Raw genomic sequence first — 21,776 nt, forward strand, 5'->3', positions numbered from 1 at the left:
CCCCTAACCCCTCCCTATGAGGGAGGGGAATGATGACCGCCATCCGCACCACCTGCGCCTATTGCGGCGTCGGCTGCGGCATCAGTGCGACCGTCACCGGCGCGCGACAGGTCGAGATCGCGGGTGATCCCGACCATCCTGCGAACCGCGGCAAGCTCTGCTTGAAGGGTACGCATCTGGGCGAGACCGTCGGACTCGAAGGCCGCCTCCTCCACCCCATGATCGGTCAGAAACGCGCCAGCTGGGACAAGGCGCTCGATCTTGTCGCGAAGAAATTCCGCGAGACCATCGCCCGCCACGGCCCGGGCAGCGTCGCCTTCTACGTCTCGGGCCAGCTGCTCACCGAGGATTATTATGTCGCCAACAAGCTGATGAAAGGCTTCATCGGCACCGGCAATATCGACACCAATTCGCGGCTGTGCATGTCGAGCGCGGTCGCCGGGCACATGCGCGCGTTCGGCGAGGACGTCGTCCCCGCCACCTATGACGATCTCGATGCGGCCGACCTGATCGTTCTTGTCGGGTCGAACACCGCCTGGTGCCACCCGATCGTCTATCAGCGCATCCGCGCGCGCTGCGACGCGGGCGCCAAGCTGGTCGTCATCGACCCGCGGCGCACCGAAACCGCCGACGAGGCCGACCTGCACCTTGCGATCCGCCCCGGCAGCGACGTCGCGCTGATGAACGGGCTGTTGCACTATTGCCGCGAGGCGGGCGTGGTCGATCAGACTTACCTCGCCGCACATGTCGCGGTGCCCGACAATTTCTGGGACCAGCTTGGAGAGGGGAGCGACCTGTGGTCGGTGGCACGGACATGCGAAGTGCCGGCCGCCGACCTCAGGCGTTTCTATGAGCTGTTCGCCGCCCATCCGCGCACCGTCACGATGTTCAGCCAAGGGATCAACCAGGCGACCGCCGGCACCGATCAGGTCAACGCGATCCTGAACCTCCATCTCGCCACGGCACGCATCGGCAAACCCGGCGCCGCGCCCTTCTCGATCACCGGCCAGCCCAATGCGATGGGCGGGCGCGAGGTCGGCGGGCTGGCAACCACGCTTGCCGCGCATATGGATTTTGCCCCCGAGAACCGCGCGCGCGTTCAGCGTTTCTGGGCCGCGCCGGCGATCGCCGAAAAACCGGGACTGAAAGCGGTCGATCTGTTCCGCAGCATCGGTGAGGGACGGATCAAGGCGCTGTGGGTGATGGCGACCAACCCCGCGGTGTCGATGCCCGACGCCAACCGGGTGCGCGCGGCGCTGGCCGACTGTCCGTTCGTCGTCGTCAGCGACGTGATCGAAAAGACCGACACCGGCGCCTTTGCCCATGTCCGCCTGCCCGCCGCCGCCTGGGGCGAAAAGGACGGCACCGTCACCAACAGCGACCGGACCGTCAGCCGTCAGCGCGCGCTGTTCCCGCTGCCCGGCGAGGCGATGCCCGACTGGTGGATCATCAAGGAAGTGGCGCGGCGCATGGGGTGGAAAAACGCCTTCACCTATGACCGCCCCGCCGACATCTGGCGCGAGCATTGCCGCCTATCGACTTATGACAATGACGGCGACCGCCTGTTCGCGCTGCCCGGCGCGGCGCAGGGCGGCAATGCTGCTTATGACGACATGGCGCCGTTTCGCTGGGGCGGCGACCACCCCTTTGCCGACGGGCGCTTTTCAACGGGCGACGGCCGCGCGCGACTGGTCCCGGTCGTCCAGAAGGCGCTGCCCGAACCGCTCGCCAAATGGCCGCTGACGCTCAACACCGGGCGTTACCGCGACCAGTGGCACACGATGACGCGCACCGGCCTCGCGCCCAAGCTGGCGCGGCACCGCGAGGAGCCACTGGTCGAGGTGCATCCCGACGACGGCGCGGCGCTCAATCTCACCGACGGCGGCCTCGCGCGCGTCGATACGCCGCAGGGCGACAGCCTCTTTCGCGTCGCGTTCCACGCCGGGCAGCGGCGCGGCGAAATGTTCGTGCCGATCCACTGGACCGACCGGACCAGCAGCGGCGGTCGCACCGGGCTCCTGTCGCGCCCGCTCGTCGATCCGGTGTCGGGCCAACCGGGGTTCAAACGCACCCCGGCGGCGATCGCCCCGGTCGCGGCGAAATGGCGCGGCTTCCTGCTGCTGGCCCGTGACATCGCCGATCGCCCCGCCTGCCTGTGGGCGACGCGGATCGCGGTGCCGTCGGGCGCCCTGTGGGAGCTTGCGGGCAATAGCGACCTGCGCGCCATTGAGGCGCTGCTGCCCAAAGGCGAGCGCATCGAGGCGCAGGATGCCGGGCGCGGCACCCGCCGGATCGCAATCGTCGCCGACGGGCGGCTCGCCGCGGCGCTGTTCGTCACCGAAACCGGTGAGCTGCCACCGCGCGACTGGCTGATTGCGCAGCTGTCGGCGCCCAACGTCGCCCCGACCCTGCTAGCCGGGCGCGCGCCGGGCGCCCAGATCGATGCCGGGCCGATCATCTGCGTCTGTTTCGACATCGGACTCAATACCATCACCGCCGCGATCCGCGATCAAGGCCTGGCCGATGTCGCCGCGATCGGCGCCGCGATCGGCGCCGGGACCAATTGCGGGTCGTGCCGCCCCGCGCTCGCCAAACTCATCGCCGAGGAGAAGATCGATGCCGCATGACGATTTTGCGCCGGGAAGCGTCTGGCTGGTCGGCGCCGGGCCGGGCGATCCCGAGCTGCTGACGATGAAGGCGGTGCGGCTGATCGAGGCCGCGGACATCGTCTTTACCGACGCATTGGTCGGACCCGCAATCCTGGCGCTGATCCCGCCGCACGCCGAGCAGGTCAGCGTCGGCAAGCGATCGGGCCGTCATTCAAAGGATCAGGGTGCGATCGACGCGCTGCTGGTGGCCGCCGCCGCCGCGGGCAAGCGCGTCGTCCGGCTGAAGGGCGGCGACCCTTCGCTGTTCGGCCGCGCCGCCGAAGAAATCGCGGCGCTCCGCGCCGCAGGGCATCCGGTCGATGTCTGCCCCGGCATCACCGCCGCCAGCGCCGCGGCGGCATCGGCGGGCCTTTCGCTGTCGCTACGCGGGGTCGCGCGCGACGTGCGCTTCGTCACCGCGCACAGCCAGCGCGGCGAAGCGCTCGACCTCGACTGGGACGCGCTGGCGAAAGCCGGCACCACGCTGGCCTTTTACATGGGACGCAGCGCCGCCGACGCCATTTCGCGCGAGCTGATCGCGGCGGGGATGGCGGCGGACACGCCCGTGCTGATCGTCTGCGACGTCAGCCTGCCCAGCGAAAAACAGCTGACGACCCGGCTCGACCTGCTCGGGCTCGCCACGCGTGCGCTCGCCGACAAGGCGCCGACGCTGATCCTGGTGGGTGAGGCGATGCGCCAATTGACGCGGGCAGAGATTCGCGAACCGATCGGAAGCAAGGCGCGCGCCGACCTTTGATCGGCCAGCATTATTGCGCCTGGCGCGCGGCCCAGCCACCGTCGCGGGCGGCGCGTTCGGCATCGGCGTCCAGCGGTTCGCCGGCCATCATGTCCGCCGCCATCGCGGCCAGTTCGCCCGACGCAGCCTGTCGGTAATCGCCACGCGCTTGGCCGCGCCGGGTGCGTTCCAACTGCCAGCCGCCGCCGGCTCGGCAGCCGATGCCGTCGATCGCACCGCTCTCAAAACTTCGGCAATAGCGACCGGCGTTGTCGCGGAAGCTGAGCCCGATCCGCACCGCCGCGTCGGCGGGCTGGTTCGATGCCAGCCGGGTGTCGAGCGCATCGGCCAGCGGTCCCGACGCCACGAGCACGCCATTTTCGCTCGTCACATCGGCGGTCGGCGCCCACGGCTGCAACCCGATCGTCAGGCCGAGCACCAGCGAGGCCGCAAGCGCCCCCCAGTGCATCGGTTCCAAGCGCGAACGCCTGGCCGCGCGGCGGCCGTTCAGGCTGGTATCGACCTTGTCATCCATGACCAGCAGCGCGCTGAGCCGCTCGGGCACTGCTTCTTCGGCGACGGGGGCGTAGTGCGCGGTCAATTGGGTCCGCAGCGCCCGGAGACGCGCAATCTCTGCCGCCAGCGCAGCGTCGCCAGCCGCCTCGCGTTCGACCCGGCGGAAGGTCAGATCGTCGAGTTCGCCGTCGACGAACGCCGCGACAATGTCGGGGTCAAAGCTCATGCTGCCTCTCCCAGATGATGGATCAAGGTTTCGCGTCCGCGCGCCAGGCGCGAGGTGACAGTGCCGATCGGCACCTCCAATATGTCCGCGGCTTCGCGGTAGGCATAGCCTTCGACGAGCACGAGCATAACGACCTCGCGCTGTTCGTCGGGCAGACGCGCCATCGCGCCATCGACATCGCCGCACAAAGCGCCGGCCTCGACCTCGGCGATCCCGTCACCGGCGATCTGTACGACGTCGCCGTCGATCGATTGATGCGGACCACGGCGGCCGGCGGCGCGGCGCTCGTCGATCCAGAGGTTGCGGGTGATGCGATACATCCAGCTATCCAGTCTTGTTCCTTGTTGCCACTGATCGCGTGATTTCAAGGCGCGTTCGATGGCCGCCTGACACAGGTCGTCGGCATCGCTGGCGTGGCGCGTCAAGCCGCGCGCAAACCGGCGCAAGCGCGGCAACAGGGCCACCAGTTCCTCTTCGAAGCGCATATCCGCCTTTTCATCACAGCTGGGGAAGAAACGACGCGATCCTATCGTTTCTTCCGCGACATGCTAAAGTTTTTCCAAATCATGCTGCGGCCCCCTGCCGCCACCCCGCCCGAACGAGGAATTTTCGTGCGATATCTGACCGCCCTGTTGCTGATGATCGGCCTGTTGTTGGGGAATGCGCCGCAGCTGCGCGCCCAGATTGCGCTGCCTTCGGTTCAGCTTCCCGACGCGGCGCGCACCTTGCCCCCCCTCCCCGACCTTGGCAACCAGCCGCTGATCGCGGTGGGCGATACATTGGCGCAGGCACGATTGGGCCGGATCACGGACATCTTGCGCACCCAGCGCGACCGGATCGAGCCCGACCGCAACGGCCAGCCTGCGGTTCGCGGCATCCTGATCGCCACCGGCATCGACGACGCGATGATTGCGCGCGCGCAAAGCGACGGGTTCAAACTGATCGATCGCGATCGCATCGACGGGCTCGATCTGGAAATCGCCCGCTTTGCCGTGCCGCCCGGGCAAAGCCTGGCGCGGGCGCAAAAGCGCCTCGCCAAGCGCCTCCCCGATGCCGCCATCGATGCCGATCATCTCTATTTTGCCAGCGGACCGGGCGGGTTGCTGCCCGCCGCGGCGCTGGCCACTGCTCCCGCCCGATCGTCCGCAACGCCGCTGGGCCTGATCGACGGCGGCGTCGCCGCGCATCCGTCGGTGGCGGGCCGGGTCGAGCAACGCGGCTTTGCCAGCGGCGCACCGACCGCCAGTCGCCACGGGACGGCGGTCGCATCGCTGCTGATCGGCAACGGCGCCGTGCGCGGCGCGGCGCCGGGGCAATCGCTGCTTGCCGCCGATGTCTTTGGCACCGACCCGGCCGGCGGCAACGCGAGCGCCATCGCGCGGGCGCTCGGCTGGCTCGCCGGGCGCGGAGTCGCGGTGACGACGATCAGCCTGGTCGGCCCCGACAACAAGCTGCTCGCCATCGCGATATCGCGCGCCCAGCAGCGCGGCATGCTGATCGTCGCGGCGGTCGGCAACGACGGTCCCGCCGCACCGCCCGCCTATCCCGCCTCCTATAAGGGTGTGTTCGCGGTGACCGGCGTCGATGCCAAACAGCGCGTCCTGACCGAAGCCGGACGGGCGCTGCATGTCGATTTCGCGGCCCCCGGTGCCATGGTGCTCGCCGCCACCGGCGCGGCGACGGCCGAACGGCTGCGCGGCACCTCGTTTGCCGCGCCGCTGGTCGCCGGGCGGCTCGCGCACCATTATCCCGCCGCATCGACCGGCCATATCGCGGCCGCGGTCACCGCACTGGTCGTCGAGGCCCGCGATCTGGGCAAGACGGGCCGCGACAAAATCTATGGCCATGGCCTGATCTGCGGGCGCTGCGGCGGCCAGTAACCCCGGCGGGCTTTTTTTCGGAAGAATTTCGCCAGCCCCATCGTTCTCCTCTCAGACCCGCCCCTTCGGGTCGCAAATTCAGGAGACGAACAATGGCTAATCGCATTTTCATTTCGAGCCTCGCGCTGGCCGCGGCGGCGATGACATTTTCGGCCCCGGCGTCGGCGCAGTTGCTGGGCGGCAGCGGCGGGCTTGGTGGCGGGCTCGGCGGCGGGCTCGGTAGTGGGCTGGGCGGGACGCTCGGCAATCCGACCGGTCCGATCGGCGGCACCCTTGGTTCCGCCGGCGAGCTCGGCGGTTCGGGCCGCGGCGACACCCAGATCGATCGCCGCTCGGGCCGGGTCCAAGGCAAAGGCAGCGCCGATGCCAACGGCAAAGGCTCGGCCAACGGCAATGGCGACCTGCTCGGCAACCGCCTGGGCGGCAGCGCCAATGGATCGGGCAACGCCGCGGGTAGCGGCGCCATCGACGCTCAGGCGGTCGGCACCGACTTTGTGGGTCAGACCGCACGCGGCGCGGTTGGCACCGCGCGGGGCACCGCTTCGACCGTCACCGGCACCGCGCGCGGTGCGGTCGGGACTGTCCGCGATCGGGCCGGTGGCGCGCTGTCAGGCGTCTCAGGCAGTGCCAGCGGCGCTGGCTCGGTCGCGGGCAGTTTTCAGGGCGGACTGGGCCAGCTGGCCGCCGCGGGCAGCGGCGCCGCGAACGGCAGCGGCATGTTCGCGGTCGAACCGGGCATGCCCGTCACCGACCCGCGCGGCAAAGTGATCGGTTATGTCCAGACGTTGCGCCAGACCGGCAGCGGTGTCGTGCAGGCGGTGACCGTCGAAGTCGGCAACCGCGTTGCCACGCTGCCTGCCGCCAGTTTTGCGGGCTCTGGCGACGTGCTGGTCACCGGCATGACCAAGGGTCAGCTGAAAAAAACCGCCGATCAGCAGGACGAGGCCGCAAGCCAGCCTGCCAACCGGCCCGCGAGCCAGTCGGCGAGCGAACCCAGCAGCCAGCCCGCACCGCAGGCTGCCCAAAAAAGCAATCGCGCCGATCGCGGCAACACCCGCGCCGACTGACGATTTGGTATCTCGAAAGAGGGAATACGCCGGCCTTTGCGCCGGCGTATTTTTTTGCCGCTCGGGCGCTCCGTCCCTTCCGATCAGACCGCTGTCCTGATTTCGATCAGCCGGCACCGGCGCGAGGGCGCTTGTGCGCCCTTGCCCGCGATGCTAAAAAACTTGGGCATCACGCGGGGGCGGGGGGCGATTTCATGAATCAATTGCTGAAGAGTGTCGATTCAATCCCGAAACCGGGTTTCGGTTCACCTGGGCCATGGTTCAAAGCCCATGTTCTGGATGTGAACCCGCACTATAGTTTTCACACCGTCGCCGGCCGCGTCACTGTCCTGTTTTTCATGGGAACCGCTGCGACGCACGAGATCAAAGCGGCGCATGACATACTGATCGGTTCCGCGGATCGCTTCGACGACCGCCAATGCTGTTTTTTCGGAATCACGGTCGATCCGGACGATGAACCCGCGGGCCGGATCAAAACCCGGATTCCGGGCATCCGCTATATCCTCGACGACGATCGCGCAGTCAGCACCGCCTATGGCGCCTGCCGCGACGGATCGGACCTGTACGAACCCTATATCATGATCCTCGACCGCCAGCTGCGCGTCGCGGGGCGCTTTTTCATTGCGGACGTGCAGGACGCACTGGCGCTGGTCGAAAGCCTGATCGACGAAGCCGCGCCGGAGGATTGGGCGCCGGTGCTGCTCGTCCCGCGGGTGCTTGACCTGGCAACCTGTCAGACGCTGATCCAGCTGTACGACGCCGATGGCGGCCAGGAGTCGGGCTTCATGCGCGACGTCGGCGGCAAGACGGTGACGATCATCGACCATGGCCACAAGCGCCGGTCCGATGTCACGATCAAGGATGATGCGCTGTGCCGGATGCTCAATGTGCGGGTCAATCGATGCCTGCGGCCGGCCATTCAACGCGCGTATAATTTCGACGTGACGCGTATGGAGCGATATATTGTCGCTTGTTATGACGCGTCGGTCGGCGCCCATTTTCGCGCCCACCGCGACAACACGACCATGGGCACCGCGCATCGCCGCTTTGCGGTGACGATCAATCTGAATGATGAATTCGACGGCGGCGAGCTGCGGTTTCCCGAGTTCGGCACCCGGACCTATCGCGCGCCGCCCGGCGGCGCGATCATCTTTGGCTGCAGCCTGCTCCACGAAGCGACGCCGGTCACCAAGGGACGGCGCTACGCCTTCCTGCCCTTTCTTTATGACGATGCCGCCGCGGCGCAGCGCGAGGCCAACAACCAGTATCTGGGCGACGGGGTCGGCGTCTATCGAAAATAGCCGCTTTCACCAGATCAAAGTTCGATCGAGATTTTCACATTCTGGGCTTTGATGCCGGCGAGTGCCGCGATGCTCAGCTTCGCGGCATAGATCATGATGCTCAGCCGCTGTGGATTGGCAAGACCGGCCGGAATCTCACCATGTTGCCAGCCCGTCGACATCATCATGTCGAGCTCGTCGTCCTGCGACGCCGCCTCGAGGCCGCCGACGAGTTCGAGTTGCGATATGCCGAGCACGCCGGCCAGCACCCGCAGGTTGCTCAGCCGCGGCTGCGTCTTGCCCGACTCCCACGCCCAGATCGTTGGCCGACTCAATCCCGTGCGAACCGCAAGTTCGGACCGGCTGATCCCGCACTGTTCGCGAAACCGGCGCAGCCGCGTCGGCAAGGGTTCGACCATTTCAAATTCGATCGGGTGGGCCGAGGCGCTCATGGCGATAATGTTTCGCCGCGCGCAGACTGCGGGGCGCGGAGCAGGCAACGCCGACGTTCGCCGCGCTCGGCACGCCCTGGAATCAAGCCGCTTTCGCTGATGATATCCGCATCCATTGACGCCCCCTCAAGCACCGCGCCACGATAGACAGTGAATCTCAGAAATCGCAGTTTTCCGCCATTCCCCGATGGGGACATGCGAAAATCCGCCTGTCCCGCGATCGCACATGTCGCGGCCGAACGCTGCGCTGGGATCGGGGGCTAGAACGCGGTGCCCAGCGCGATCGAAAATGTCTTGGCCCGGTCGCCGTTCTGACGCACGACCGGTTGCGCGAGGTTGAAGCGCAGCTTGCCGGGGCCGGCATTGAACGACAGGCCGACACCCACCGCGACCCGCGGCTTTGCCGAATTGCCGATCAGCCGCTCGCCCGGCAACAGTTCGGCTTTGGAGGCGCCGAACACCGAACCGGCATCGACGAAAAGGCTGGGCGACACGCCGAATTTGTCCATCGCCCCGTCGAGCCGAAACGACACTTCCAGCCGCCCCACATAATAAGCGCGGCCACCGACCGCCGTTGTCAGGCCCGCAGGGGCGGTCAACGGCACCACCTTGGGTCCGATGCCGCGCAGGTCGAAACCGCGCATGCTGTTGCCGCCGATATAGAAGCGGTCGAACAGCGGAATCTCGCGGCCGCCGATCGGCTTCATCAGCCCGCCCTCGATACCCAGCGAAACATCGATATTGCCGCTGAGCCGGCGATGAAAATTGCCGCCGACACGCGTCCGCACATAGCGCGTGGTGCCGCCCGGTCCAGCAACATCCTGCGTCACCCGCAACTGGAACCCGCGCGTCGGATCGACGGTGCTGTCGCGGCGATCAAGGCTGACCGAAACGCTGAGCACCGAGCTCGTCGACTGGCCGAGCGCATTGCAAAAGGGGCTGCCGTGAAGCCCGACATCGCACTGGGCGTTTTTCTGGCGGATGACGAAATCCTCGTCGGCATAGCGATAATTGGCCGCAACGCGCAAACCGCGCCCCAGCGGCTTGCCGAGGTAGACATTCACCCCGCGCGCGGTTTGCCGGAACACCGAGGATTTTTCCTGTTCGTCGAACCCGACCGCCGTCGATTGCGAATAAAAGAAGGTCGGCGCCACCGACAGCTTGCTGCCCATGAAATTGGCGTCGGCGACCCCGAACTCGGCCAGCCGCTGGATCTTCGAATAGCGCACCGACGCGGTGATGTCGCGGCCGGGAGCGCCGATATTGGTGCGGGCAATCTTGACCGTGCCGATCGGCCCTTCGAGCGAGGAATAGCCGCCCGAAAAGGCAAGGCCGCCGCGCGGCAACGTCTTGATCGACAGCGGGTCGGTTTCACTGGCCTGGCCGTCGGCGCCGTCGATGCCCGTCGCGATGTCGGTCACCGCTTCGACGTCGCTTTCGCCTGCCATCGCGCTATCGTCCGCGGCCGCTCCCAATTGGGAAGCATCGGGGCGCGCAGCCAGTGCGGCGCGCCGCGAACCGGGATCGCCCAGCCAGGGCGCGGTCGACACATCGGCATCGAACGCCGGAAATTTGCGCAGGCTCGCCGCCGCTTGCCGGCCGGTCCGCTTGGCGCCGCCGATCGCGAAGCACGGCGGCCCCATGCGGTTCTGCGCCGCAATGACGCAGGAGAGATGCACCATGTCGGCGGGCAGCGCCGGCGCATCGAACGCGGTGACGGGCGCCGACGGCGGAAAACGCGCCGTGAAGACCGGCTCCAGCCGCGTCGGCACCGACTTCGCCGCGGTGCGTGACACACGGCTGCGCTTCGTCCCCTTGCCGCCGCCGACCCGGTCGTCGGACTGCGTCGCGGGTGACGAACGCTTGCTGCCAAGCGGTTCGCTCCCCGTGTCCGGGCAGTCGCCACCGGCCCACCCGCCGCTTTGCCATGCGTCGGCGCCGCGCGCGATCAGCGCCTGCCGCCGCGCGCCCGCGGTCTCCAGCCAGGGCGCGGCGGAAACATCGGGGTCGAAGGCCGGGAATGGCGCAGGCGCCGCCACGATTTTCGCCGCGCCGCGCTCGACCGCTGCCGGTGACGGCGGTTCGGCGCCCGCGGCTTCATCCGCCGCGGCCATCACGGGCGCTGTCGGCGCGTCCCAGTCGATCACAAATGATGCATGGGGATCGGCACCATCGTCGGCGATCGGACCGCCGACAGGCCAGATGGCGTCTGCCGGTTCGGGCGCCATCTGCACCGTCGAAACAAGATCGTCGGATCCGGCGGCGCGCGCCATCGCCGCTGTCCGCGGCTGGCCGCGACCGAGCGGCTGGCCTTCGGTCAGCGACAGCACCCGTGCCATAGCGGTCGATTGGCGCAGCGCCGGATGCGGTGACGATTGGAGGATGACCGGCTCGCGCGCGTGCAGCGGTGCCGTCTCGCCGAAACCAAATGTCACCGCGACGCCCAGCGCAGTCCCCTGCACCATCTGATGGACACCCCGGAACAAGATTCCGTACCCCGACAACCTCTTCCCCCTTTTGCGCCGGCCAACCCCTGGCTCTCATTGTGGTGAGAGCCGCTTCGGGGTCATCCTTCCCGGAAAGATCGATTGAAACTGTCGATCATCGGCTGGAACAAATATTGCAGCAAAGAACTGGACCCCAGGTCGATGTAAACTTCCGCGGGCATGCCCGACATCAGCTGGACATCGGGGTATTTCTTCAGCTGCTCGGCCGATATTTCGACGATCACTTTATAATAAACCTGCTGCGCGTCCTTGTCATAGATCGCATCCGGGCTGACCTCTTTGACGACGCCAAGCAAATTCGGAATGACGCGCGCTTTATAGGGCGTCAGCTTGATTTCTGCCTCCAGCCCCGAATGGACCATGTCGATGTCGTTGGGCCGCAGGCGCGCCGACACCACGATCTTTTCGGACGTCGGCACGATGTCGAGGATCGGTTGACCGGCACCGATCACCCCGCCGGGCGTGATCAGCCGCAAATTGGCGACCCGGCCATCGACCGGCGCCACCACCTGCTGGCGGCTTCGAATGTCGCCGCTGACCTTCAGCTTTTCGCGCGCCTCGGCGATCCGCAGCTGGACTTCGCGCTGCTGACCCGCCGCTTCCATCACCATCTGCCCGCGCAACGACACCATCTGGGCGCGCGTTTCACCGATCGTGTCGCGCAGCCGGTCCAGATTGTTGGTCAGCTTGCCGCGCTCGCCATCGACAAACGCCTTCTGCCTCTGCAACGCGAGCAGCCGCGATTTACGTTCGAGCCCCTCATCGACCAGCATATCGACGCCCATCTGTTCGTCTTCGAGCAGCTTTGCCTGGTCGGTGAGTGCCACAATCTGGGCGTCCGAGCTGCGGATGTCGGCACGCGACTGGCCGATCCGCTGCGACAGGATCTGCGCCTGTTCCGACAAGCCGCGGCGCCGCGAAGCAAATTCGGCATTGGACGCGGCGATGATTTCCTTGACCTCGGGGTCGTCTGCCGCCGCCAGCAGTTCGGCCGAATAGCGCACCGTGGGCAGCCCCAGCCGCTCCGCCGACAACCGCGCGTCCTGCGCGAGCAGGCCGAAAAAGGTCGATCGTATCGCGGCGTCGGACGCATCACTCTGGGTCGCGTCGAACAGCACCAGCGGCTGCCCGGCGCGCACCTGCTGCCCCTCGGCCACCAGAAAGCGGCTGACGATGCCGCCCTCCAGATGCTGGACCGTTCGCCGTCCGCCGCCTGCCGCTTCCAGAAACCCGCTCGCGATCGCAGCGCTGTTGAGCGGCGCCGCCCAGCTCCAGACAACAAAGGCGAGGACAAACAGGCCGATCGAAATCAGCGCCAGCCGAAACGATCCGCTGACCTTGGGGCCACCGCTGTCGCCATCAGGCGCGGGAAGCGCCAGGCGCACCGGTTCATGGTCACCGCCCAGCTGAAAGGGAATGTTCATGCCTCCATCCCCTTTTGTTTGAACATCGCCGGGGGCGTCTTGGCGGGATCGCTCGGAGGCGGTGCCTCGCCGGTTGGAATCGCCCGCCGTTTCCCGGACATTTCTTCGACCACCGTCCGGGCGTCGCCGAATTTCGCGACTTGGCCATCCATCAGTAGGAGGATCTTGTCGGCGAGTTCGAGCAAATTGGAACGGTGCGAGACGATGATCGTCGTCATGTTCAATGCCTTCAATTTCTTGATCGTCGCCAGCAAGGCCGCATCGCCGCGGGCATCGAGGCTGGCGTTCGGCTCGTCGAGCACCACCAGCGGCGGCAGGCCGAACAGCGCCCGCGCCAGGCCGACGCGCTGCCGCTGGCCGCCCGACAGCTGGTATCCGCCGTCGGTGAGCAGACAATCATAACCGCCGTCGAGGCGCAGGATCATCTCGTGACAATCGGCGAGCTTTGCCGCCGCGATCACATCGGTATCGACGGCGTCGGGACGAAAGCGGCCGATATTCTCGCGGATCGTGCCGGGCAGCAGTTCGACATCCTGCGGCAGATAGCCGACGTTCGGACCGAAATCGCTGCGCATCCAGTCAAAGGTGTCGGCGCCGTCGAGGCGGACATGGCCCGAAATGGGCTTCAGCACGCCGACGAGCAGGCGCGACAAGGTCGTCTTGCCCGACGCCGACGGACCGACGATCGCGAGCGACATCCCCGGTTCGATCGCAAAGCTGACGTTTTTCAGGATCGCGCCCTTCATGCCCGGCACGGCGTAGGTCAGATTTTCGATCGCCATGGCGCCGGTCGGTTTCGGCAACGCCATCTGTGATGGCCGCGGCGTCGGCAGGTCGCAGAATTGCGACAGGCGTTGCAGGCTTTCGCGCGCGAGCACGAATTGTTTCCAATAGCTCATCGCCGCCTCGATCGGCGCGAGCAGCCGCGCGATGAGGATCGACCCGGCGATCATCGCGCCGCCGGTCAGTTGTTGGTCGAGCACCAGCAAGGCCCCGACCCCCAGCACTGCGATCTGCACCAGATTGCGGACGAATTTCATCCATGCCAAAATTCTGCTCGACTGAAATTGGGTTGCGTCGACCGCTTCGGTCTCGGCAACATAGCGGGTCCGCCAGTGCGCGACGGTGTCTTTCCCCATCCCCATCGCATCGATGACTTCGCTGTTGCGCACCAGCGACTCGGCATATTGCATATTGCTTGCGGCGAGCGACTGCGTCTCGCTGATCGCGGTGCGGGTAATGCGTTCATTATACCAGGTCAGCCCGAACAGGGTCACCGCGCCGATCGCCGCGATCAGCCCGAATATCGGGTGCAGCAAGAATACGACCAGCAGATAAAAGGGCACCCACAGCATATCGACGACGCTGAACACCGTCGGCGTCGAGATGAAATTTTTCACCTGCGCCATTTCGCGCAGCGCTTCGAGCCGGGTGTTCGGCGCGATCAGCCGCTGTTCGAGCGAGCGGATCAGCAGCGACGGGCCGAGTTGCTGGGCCATCCAGGTCCCGACCCGATTGGCGACCTGCTGGCGGATGCCGTCGAGAATCGAACCGAGCCCGATCACCAAGGTGATCGCCAGCGCCAGAAAGAACAAGGTGTCCTTGCTCTGGCTGGTCAGGACGCGGTCGAAGACCTGCATCATGTACAGCGACATGGCGAGCGCCGCCATATTGGTGATCGCCGAGAACAGGATCAGCCGGACCGCAATCGCGCGCTGGGGGCGCAAAAGATTTCGCAACAGATTGTCGGGATTGGCGGGCGCGCGCCGGGCCGCGATGGCGTTCCAGGCCATGTTTAACGCTCCCAGATCGCCGGGCTGTCCGCGGCATGCAGCGGCAGCACGAGCCCCGAGATCAACCCGGCGAGCTCCATCTGGCGATGCACGCCCAGTTTGGCGCGCACCCGCTTCAGATAGGTTCGCGCGGTTTCTTCCGACAGACCGCATCCTTCGGCGGCGTTGCACAGGCTGCTGGATTTCAGAAAATGACCCAGAAAACGCTGTTCGGATGGCAATAGCCCAAGCGCTTCAAGCAACGACGTCGGCGCATCGACCTTGCCCGGTCCCATGATGATCACCATCGCGCAGCGGGTCGTGCCGTCGCCCGTCCGCGACTTGGCCGAAATCACATAAGCAAGGCGCCACTCGCCGTCGCGGCAATCGAGCCGGAAGACATCTTCGACCGGCGCATCGGCGGTCGCCGTCGCGGCGCGCCGGATGCTTTCGCGCAGCTGTTTTGCCTGCCCCGGGTTGGCGGCGACGATGGTTCCGTCGGCGCCGCGGATCAGCCATTTGCGCTGCTCAACCAACCCCGCGGCGGCGCTGTTCAGGAACAGCGGTTGACCATCGGCCGACAGCAGCGCCATCGACAGGGAAACCCGGTCAAACATCCCCTCCAGCATGGCGGAGCGTTGCGATTGGTGCGCCAGTTGCGCGGTACCGGTTGCCGATTCGGCCAGCAGCGGCGCGATCAACTGCAAGGAACCGGCATCGCGATCGCTGAATTGGTCCGCGCCGTCCTGGCGAAAGAAGAGCGCACGAATGATCTTGCCGTCACGCTTCATCTGGATGGCGATGCCGCTGTGCAGCGCTGTATTTGCTGCTGCATCGCCGACACCGCCCGCGGCGATTCCCAGACCGAACGCTGCGCCCGAAAAATGAAAATGATGCACTGGCTGCTCGCCGATCCGCGCCCACAGATCATCCGCCATCGTCAGCAGCTGCCGGGTAACCGCCATGTCGCCGCGCACATGATCAAAACCGATCAGGAAGGCATGGCGCTGGGGACCGGAACCGGGAAAGGCGACGGTGAGGATGGCCGATGCAATGTCGAATTGCGCCAGATAGTCGTGCCACAGCCGACGGGTGTTCGCCGCAACATCAAGCGCGTGGGTATGACCCGACGCCCCTTTGGAATGATCATGTTCATCGACCCCTTCAAAGAGATCGAAATCGTCGCGAACTGCTTCTGCGTAATGCGTTGAAAATTCCATGGTCGCAGACATTATGGCCCCCATAAGACATGGTACCCGCAACGAAGCCAAAGCTCGCAACAGGGGATGCACGCGCGACCATGATGTCTGGCGCGATGTTCTGAGTACGGTCCAGAACGCGCGCGCCCGCCGGGGTTGCCTGAAGCATTTTCTACCCGGCGTTAGCTGTCGATTGATGCGAATCTCTCGATAGCGTCGCCTGCCGTGACGGCTGCAAGCGACCCCCATTGTCTATTTCGATTCGGCGGATTGAGTCTATTATCCCCTCGGACATATCCGTTAGGGTAGTTTCCCGCCCTGCCCCCGCGCATTACTCTGGCAAGATCAGAACAAGAGGGGTCGGCACTCGAATCCGCGATGATTCAGGAGGGGTGACGTGCGCAAATCATGGATATTCTTGGCGAGCGCGATGAGCGCGCCCGCCGCCGTAGCGGCGTTCGCGGTCGGCTCCGCGCCGCTGATGGCGCAATCGATGTCGCCCAGTATCGCGCCATCGAGCACGATGGCGTCGCTCGCCCGCCAGGTCATTCAATCGAACCCCGACATTGCGGCGCAGCGCCAGCAAGTCCGAATCGCCGAGGCGCGGTTGCAGGGCGCCGAGGCCGGCTATCTGCCGACGATCGAGGCCAATGGCACCGTCCAGCGGCGCGAGATCGACATCAAGAATGGCCGCAGCACCAATGATTCGCAATTCACCGCCAGCCAGGCCGGAATCGAAGCCCGGCTGCGCTTTTACGATGGCAATCGCACCTATAACGCGGTCAAGATTGCCAAGGCTGAGCTGGACGCCACCACGGCGGGACTCGACGCAACGACGTCGGACATCCTGCTCGAAATGCTGACGAGTGCCGCCGACGTCCATCTCAACCGCAAGATCCTGCAATATTCGCAGGCGCAGAGCGAGGCGATCGGCGAACAGTTGCGCGCGACGTCGCGCCGACTCGAATTTGGCGAAGCGACCCGCACCGACGAGGAACTGGCGCGGGCCCGGCTCGCAACGTCGCAAGCCGGGGTTCTCGCCGCGACCGAGGAACTCAGTATCAACGGTCACCAGTTTCGCGCCGTCAGCGGGCAATCGGGGACGATGGTGCCGCCGTTGCCACCGTTGGCCGCGGTGCCCGGTTCATTGCCCGCGGCCCAGAAAATCGCATTGGACACCGCGCCGCGCTTGCGGGCGGCGCGGCTCAATGCCCAGGCCGGCAAATCGGGGGTGCGCTTTGCCAGCGCCGCCTTGCTGCCGCAGCTCGACGCGGTGAGCGGCTATGACTATCTGACCGGCGGCGCGGCCAACAACTTCACGGGCAAATATCCCGACGACCGCTCGTCGCTCTATTATGGGCTGGAGGTGCGGGTACCGATTTTCCTGCCGCGCGATCATGCCGAGGTGCGCCGCGCGCGCGCCGTCCGCGATCAACGCTTCTCGCAAACCGATGCGGCGCTGCGCACCGTCGCCGAAGAGGTCGCCAGCAGCTGGACCCGCTGGCAATCGGCAAAAAGCACCATCACCGCCGCCGAAGCCGCAGTGACCGCGATCGAGGCCGCGGCCGAAGGGATCAAGAAAGAGGCCGTCGGCGGCAACCGCACCCTGACCGATGTGCTGAACGCTCAGAACGAACTGCTATCCGCCCGCGTCACCCTCGAGCGCGCACATCGCAATGAATTTGTCGCCCGCGCCAGTTTGCTGGCGGCGACGGGGCAGCTCGATGCAAAAGCGATTCTCGAGGGCCGCTGTTGCGGCGCCGACACCATCGATCGTCCGGGCATGTCCGCGCTGGGCCGACCGATCATGGCCAGCACGGGCGCGGTCGTCGCCAACCCGTCGACATCGCCGCGGCCGCAGACGTCGTCGCTGGGGCGCCCATCCGACCGCACCGTCGAGAATGACGTCGCCGCGGCGATCAATTCATCGCGCCCAGCCACCTCGTCGCTCGGCCGCAAGCTGAATTAGGATCGGTTTCTGTAATCTGACCACGCCGTTTCGACCTGGGGTGGAACGGCGGAAATCTGCGCGTCCGATCGAATTTTTGTGCCCTCGCCAAGCGATGATCTGCCCCATAATGAACCACTTCACAAAATTGTCGGCCATGTCCCCAAGCAGGAATATTCGGCCCCAGTGACCCGCCATATCCATTGGTCATGGCCTCGAATTTTCGCGGCCATTGGGGGGATGATCAAGCCGAGTCGGCGAAACCGCATCCCTGCGACCCATGAATGAAGAGGATAGCGAAATGCCTACAGTTGGACCTTCTAACGCACCGAACACTCCGAAGCTGCCGACCGCGCGCGGGCAGGTACTTGGAACCAATGCGGTGGATTTTATCGACCTCAACGCAATCGTCTCCACCTCCACCCTGCCGTATAATGCGCGCGGTAATGGTGGGAACGACACCGTGTATGGCAATAACCTCGACAACGACCTCTATGGCGATGCCGGGAACGACAATGTCATCGGTCGTTATGGCAATGACCGCGTCGACGGCGGCACCGGCAACGACACGCTGATCGGCGATCAGGCGTCGTTCGTCGTCGTCGGACCTGGAAACGTTGTCTATACCGGCGATGACAATGGCGGCCTCGACGGCAACGACACGCTGCTCGGCGGCGCCGGCAACGACACGGCCTGGGGTGGCGGCGGAAACGACTTCATCCGCGGCGATGCCGGCAACGACACGCTCTATGGCCAATCGGGCGATGACCGTATCGAAGGCAGTGCTGGCGATGATTTCATCGACGGCGGCACCGGCAACGACAATTTGTACGGCGGCACCGAATCTGACATCGTGCTTGGCGGCGACGGCGACGACTACATCAACGGTGGCACCAATGCCAACGGAGTTGACCAGTTGTTGGGCGGCGCCGGCAATGACGTCATTTTTGGCGACGGCGGGCCGAACCGCAACGCCGATGGCGACTATGCCTATAACCAAAGCGGCTATAACCCGGGCCTCGGTCACGCCGACGTCATCCTGGGTGGTGACGGCGACGACCAAGTCTTTGGTCAGGGCGGCGACGACCTGATCTTCGGCGAAAATGGCGACGACTTGCTGTGGGGCGATGATGGCAACGACACCATCCTCGGCGGCAATGGTTTCGACCAACTCGACGGCGGCGAAGGCAACGACTTGTTGCTCGGCGAAGACGGCGATGACGAACTGGACGGTGATGCCGGCAACGACGTCATTCGTGGCGGCAACGGCCTCGACTTCGTTCAGGGTGGTGCCGACGACGACGACATCGGCGGCGGTGCCGATAACGACACGCTGAACGGCAACGACGGCAACGACCTGGTCCATGGCGACGACGGCGACGACCTCATCTGGGGTCAGAGCGGCGACGACAACCTGTTCGGCGACGACGGCGACGATGTGATCCGCGGCAACGGGGATCCCTTCTTTGATCCGACCGATCCGTCGACCACGGATGCCGACACCATCTCGGGCGGCAACGGCAACGATACCGTCAACGGCGACGAAGGTGACGATGTTATCAGCGGCGACGCCGGCAACGACACTCTGTCGGGCGACGATGGTAATGACAACATTTCCGGTGGCACCGGCAATGACGTCATCAGCGGCAACAACGGGAACGATGTTGTGAACGGTGATGCTGGCAGCGACCTGATCTTTGGTAACGCCGGCAACGACAATCTGTCGGGCAATGACGGCAACGACCAAATCTTTGGCGGTACCGGCAATGACACCATCAACGGCAACAACGGCAACGACTTCCTGGCTGGTGAAGCTGGCAACGACACCATGTTCGGTGGCGATGGCGACGACGTCATGTCGGGTGACTTGGCGACGGATGGTCTGGGCCTTCCTGGTGGCGGCAACGACACCATGTCGGGCGGCAACGGCAACGACTTCATGCAAGGCGGCTTTGGCCAAGATGTCATGAATGGCGATGACGGGGATGACACCATCTTTGGTGACACCGGCAATGACACCATCAATGGTGGCCTTGGCGATGACTACATCGAAGGTGAACAGGGCAACGACTCGATCACCGGTGGCGAAGGCGACGACCATATGTCGGGCGGCACGGGCAAGGACTTGTTCAAGTTCGACTCGACCGATGCATCGCCGGGCTTCGGCAATGATGTGATCGGCGCACCGGGCTTCCTGGGATCGGGCCGCGACTTCAACCTGGCGAACCGCGATACGCTGGTGTTCGATGTCGACCCCGGCTTCGATCCCAACGTCGACATGCTGGTCATCACGGGCGACTGGGATGGACAAGGCGACGCGCTCGATGTCCTGGTCTTCACGGCGGCCGGTTCGGTCATCATCGAAGACTTCTGGGAAGGCGCCTCGGCTCCGATCGCAGCACTGGCAGCCGCGGGTGCCTATGACTCGGTTGCTGCGATTAATGCGTACAGCCAGGGCAATGCGACGTACGACATGATCACGTTCGTCTGAGGACAAGGCTTCGTACGGGGAGCCACTCCTCGACGGACCTCTGCTAACTGGAGGGCAGGCCGCGGCCTGCCCTCCTTTTTGTGTCTGGAGCGCGAAACATTTTTGTCGATGTCCCAACGAAATAGCCATGCCGCGCCCCGCCAAATTTGGCGATGTCCCCATCAGGGAATGGCAGGAAACCGGGATTTCCGCCAATTTTGACACAAGGATGACAGGGCAAGAATCATCCTAACGATGCCTGCTTTAGCCGAGCAGGTCTGCAGAGACAGGGTGTAAGAAAAGTAAGAGTTCTGCCAACGATCAGTGGGTGCCTTATCCACCGGCGCGTAGCAGATCTTCGAGTTCGGTCAGCTCCTGCTGGCTAGCCGTGTCCGCCGCCACGCCCCCTGGCGGCGGCCGGCGTCGAAGTTTCATCGACCTCCACATCGCGTCACGAGCATGTCGCCCGTATCGAGAACCCGACCATGATGCAGGCGTTCCTCCTTTCCTTTTCACTGGCCATGGTGTCGTTGCAGGGGCCATCACCCACGGTCGCCCCGGCATTCGGCTTTCCCGTCGAATGTACCGTCGGCCAGACCTGTCTGATCCAAAAGCTGGTCGACCATGATCCGGGCCCGGGCCGCCGCGACTATCGCTGCGGATTGCTGACGACCGACGGGCATGACGGCATCGATATCCGTCTGCGCACCATGGCCGAAATGCGCGCGGGCGTTCCCGTGGTGGCCGCCGCCGCGGGGACGGTGCTCCGCACCCGCGACGGCGAACCTGACGTCAGCGTCGGCGAACGCGGCGGGCGCGCCGGCAAGGACGCCGGCAACGCCGTCGTGATCGACCATGGCGACGGCTGGCAGACGCAGTACAGCCACCTGCGCCAGGGCAGCATCGGCGTGCGCCCCGGACAGCGGCTTGGGGCGGGCGAGCGGATCGGGCTTATCGGCCTGTCGGGCAACACCGAATTTCCGCATCTTCATTTCACGGTCCGGCATCACGACGCCGCGATCGATCCGTTCGTGGGCACCGGGTCGTTGGTCCCCTGCGGCGTAGCGGCACCCGCCACGGGACTATGGACGCCGACGGCGGCACGCTCCCTCGGTTATGCCCCCGCCGCCGTGATTGCCGCGGGCCTTGCATCGATCGCGCCGCCCAAGCCGGTCACCGATCGCGATCCACCCCCGGCGCTGGCCGGGCCGCGCGCGCCGATGATCCTGTGGGTCGACGCCATGGGCGCGCGGGCTGGCGATCAGCAGCGGTTTTCGATTGTCGGCCCAGACGGGCGGGTTGTGCACGACCAGCAATCGGAGATCGCCGACGGCGGCCTGAGCTGGTTCGCCTATAGCGGCAAGCGCGCCCCGGCGACGGGTTGGCCGCGAGGTCGGTACCTCGGTCGCTATGCGTTGCGACGCGGCGGCGCGATCGTCGCCAAAATAGACGTCCATGGCATTATCAAATAAGAAAAAATACGAACATCCCTTCAGATTTTTCTACTGACTTTTATGAGTAGATTGATAATTCAGATGATAGATCTTGTCATTGTTATTTATAAAGAAATTTATTGAGGCATAACAATCGCGCAATCATACTCATAATGCGACAATTTTTTGCAAACAAGTTTACAATCTATAAAGATATT

At 65.3% G+C, this 21,776-nt stretch carries 15 protein-coding genes; 8 read left to right on the plus strand and 7 right to left on the minus strand.

The genetic code is table 11. From position 1 onward, the window contains the following. The first annotated feature begins 29 nt into the window (after nucleotides 1-29). Both FFS68_RS10940 and cobA read left to right on the plus strand, forming a co-directional pair. A complete protein-coding gene (locus tag FFS68_RS10940; protein ID WP_137753233.1) occupies nucleotides 30-2,627 on the plus strand; it encodes a nitrate reductase in 2,598 nt (865 codons plus the stop codon). Next, complete coding sequence (cobA, locus tag FFS68_RS10945; protein WP_137753234.1) at nucleotides 2,617-3,405, plus strand: uroporphyrinogen-III C-methyltransferase; 789 nt, start codon at nucleotides 2,617-2,619, stop codon at nucleotides 3,403-3,405. The genes FFS68_RS10940 and cobA overlap by 11 nt, the downstream gene beginning before the upstream one ends. A 10-nt stretch (nucleotides 3,406-3,415) precedes the next feature. On the opposite strand, the gene FFS68_RS10950 is transcribed toward cobA, so the two are convergent. Both FFS68_RS10950 and FFS68_RS10955 read right to left on the minus strand, forming a co-directional pair. Continuing rightward, nucleotides 3,416-4,126: an anti-sigma factor gene (locus FFS68_RS10950; RefSeq protein WP_137753235.1), complete on the minus strand. Its 711-nt coding sequence runs from the start codon at nucleotides 4,124-4,126 to the stop codon at nucleotides 3,416-3,418. Further along, a complete protein-coding gene (locus FFS68_RS10955; RefSeq protein ID WP_137753236.1) occupies nucleotides 4,123-4,611 on the minus strand; it encodes an RNA polymerase sigma factor in 489 nt (162 codons plus the stop codon). Before FFS68_RS10955 ends, FFS68_RS10950 begins: the two co-directional genes overlap by 4 nt. A gap of 126 nt (nucleotides 4,612-4,737) precedes the next feature. Here FFS68_RS10955 and FFS68_RS10960 point away from each other — a divergent pair, with 126 nt between their 5' ends. From FFS68_RS10960 to FFS68_RS10970, 3 genes are all read left to right on the plus strand, one after another. Then, entirely contained in the window at nucleotides 4,738-6,006 is a 1,269-nt protein-coding gene (locus FFS68_RS10960; protein WP_137753237.1) for a S8 family serine peptidase, read from the plus strand. A gap of 92 nt (nucleotides 6,007-6,098) precedes the next feature. Then, entirely contained in the window at nucleotides 6,099-7,073 is a 975-nt protein-coding gene (locus tag FFS68_RS10965) for a hypothetical protein (protein ID WP_137753238.1), read from the plus strand. Nucleotides 7,074-7,267: 194 nt separating this feature from the next. Further along, a complete protein-coding gene (locus FFS68_RS10970; RefSeq protein WP_137753239.1) occupies nucleotides 7,268-8,374 on the plus strand; it encodes a 2OG-Fe(II) oxygenase in 1,107 nt (368 codons plus the stop codon). A 14-nt stretch (nucleotides 8,375-8,388) separates the two neighbouring features. Here the strand turns inward: FFS68_RS10970 and FFS68_RS10975 are convergent, their stop codons facing one another. The 5 genes from FFS68_RS10975 to FFS68_RS17895 all read right to left on the minus strand — a co-directional run bounded on the left by FFS68_RS10975 (nucleotide 8,389) and on the right by FFS68_RS17895 (nucleotide 15,740). Next, nucleotides 8,389-8,805: a helix-turn-helix transcriptional regulator gene (locus FFS68_RS10975; RefSeq protein WP_137753240.1), complete on the minus strand. Its 417-nt coding sequence runs from the start codon at nucleotides 8,803-8,805 to the stop codon at nucleotides 8,389-8,391. A gap of 260 nt (nucleotides 8,806-9,065) precedes the next feature. Beyond that, nucleotides 9,066-11,270 carry a BamA/TamA family outer membrane protein gene (locus FFS68_RS10980; protein WP_137753241.1) on the minus strand — a complete coding sequence of 735 codons (2,205 nt, stop codon included), beginning with the start codon at nucleotides 11,268-11,270 and terminating at the stop codon, nucleotides 9,066-9,068. Between the two features lie 101 nt (nucleotides 11,271-11,371). Beyond that, complete coding sequence (locus tag FFS68_RS10985; RefSeq protein WP_137753242.1) at nucleotides 11,372-12,736, minus strand: HlyD family type I secretion periplasmic adaptor subunit; 1,365 nt, start codon at nucleotides 12,734-12,736, stop codon at nucleotides 11,372-11,374. Then, nucleotides 12,733-14,529: a type I secretion system permease/ATPase gene (locus FFS68_RS10990; RefSeq protein WP_171003832.1), complete on the minus strand. Its 1,797-nt coding sequence runs from the start codon at nucleotides 14,527-14,529 to the stop codon at nucleotides 12,733-12,735. The genes FFS68_RS10985 and FFS68_RS10990 overlap by 4 nt, the downstream gene beginning before the upstream one ends. 2 nt (nucleotides 14,530-14,531) lie before the next feature. Next, nucleotides 14,532-15,740: a sigma-70 region 4 domain-containing protein gene (locus FFS68_RS17895; RefSeq protein WP_171003833.1), complete on the minus strand. Its 1,209-nt coding sequence runs from the start codon at nucleotides 15,738-15,740 to the stop codon at nucleotides 14,532-14,534. A gap of 364 nt (nucleotides 15,741-16,104) precedes the next feature. On the opposite strand from FFS68_RS17895, the gene FFS68_RS10995 reads away from it, so the two are divergent. The 3 genes from FFS68_RS10995 to FFS68_RS11005 all read left to right on the plus strand — a co-directional run bounded on the left by FFS68_RS10995 (nucleotide 16,105) and on the right by FFS68_RS11005 (nucleotide 21,597). Beyond that, nucleotides 16,105-17,676, plus strand: coding sequence for a TolC family protein (locus FFS68_RS10995; protein WP_137753244.1), 1,572 nt, complete (start codon nucleotides 16,105-16,107; stop codon nucleotides 17,674-17,676). Nucleotides 17,677-18,037: 361 nt separating this feature from the next. Continuing rightward, nucleotides 18,038-20,146, plus strand: a complete 2,109-nt coding sequence (locus FFS68_RS11000) for a calcium-binding protein (protein WP_171003834.1) — start codon at nucleotides 18,038-18,040, stop codon at nucleotides 20,144-20,146. Between the two features lie 464 nt (nucleotides 20,147-20,610). After that, nucleotides 20,611-21,597 carry a M23 family metallopeptidase gene (locus tag FFS68_RS11005; RefSeq protein WP_137753246.1) on the plus strand — a complete coding sequence of 329 codons (987 nt, stop codon included), beginning with the start codon at nucleotides 20,611-20,613 and terminating at the stop codon, nucleotides 21,595-21,597. Nucleotides 21,598-21,776 lie beyond the last annotated feature (179 nt).

This window comes from Sphingopyxis sp. L1A2A (assembly GCF_005502465.1).
Lineage (GTDB): Bacteria > Pseudomonadota > Alphaproteobacteria > Sphingomonadales > Sphingomonadaceae > Sphingopyxis.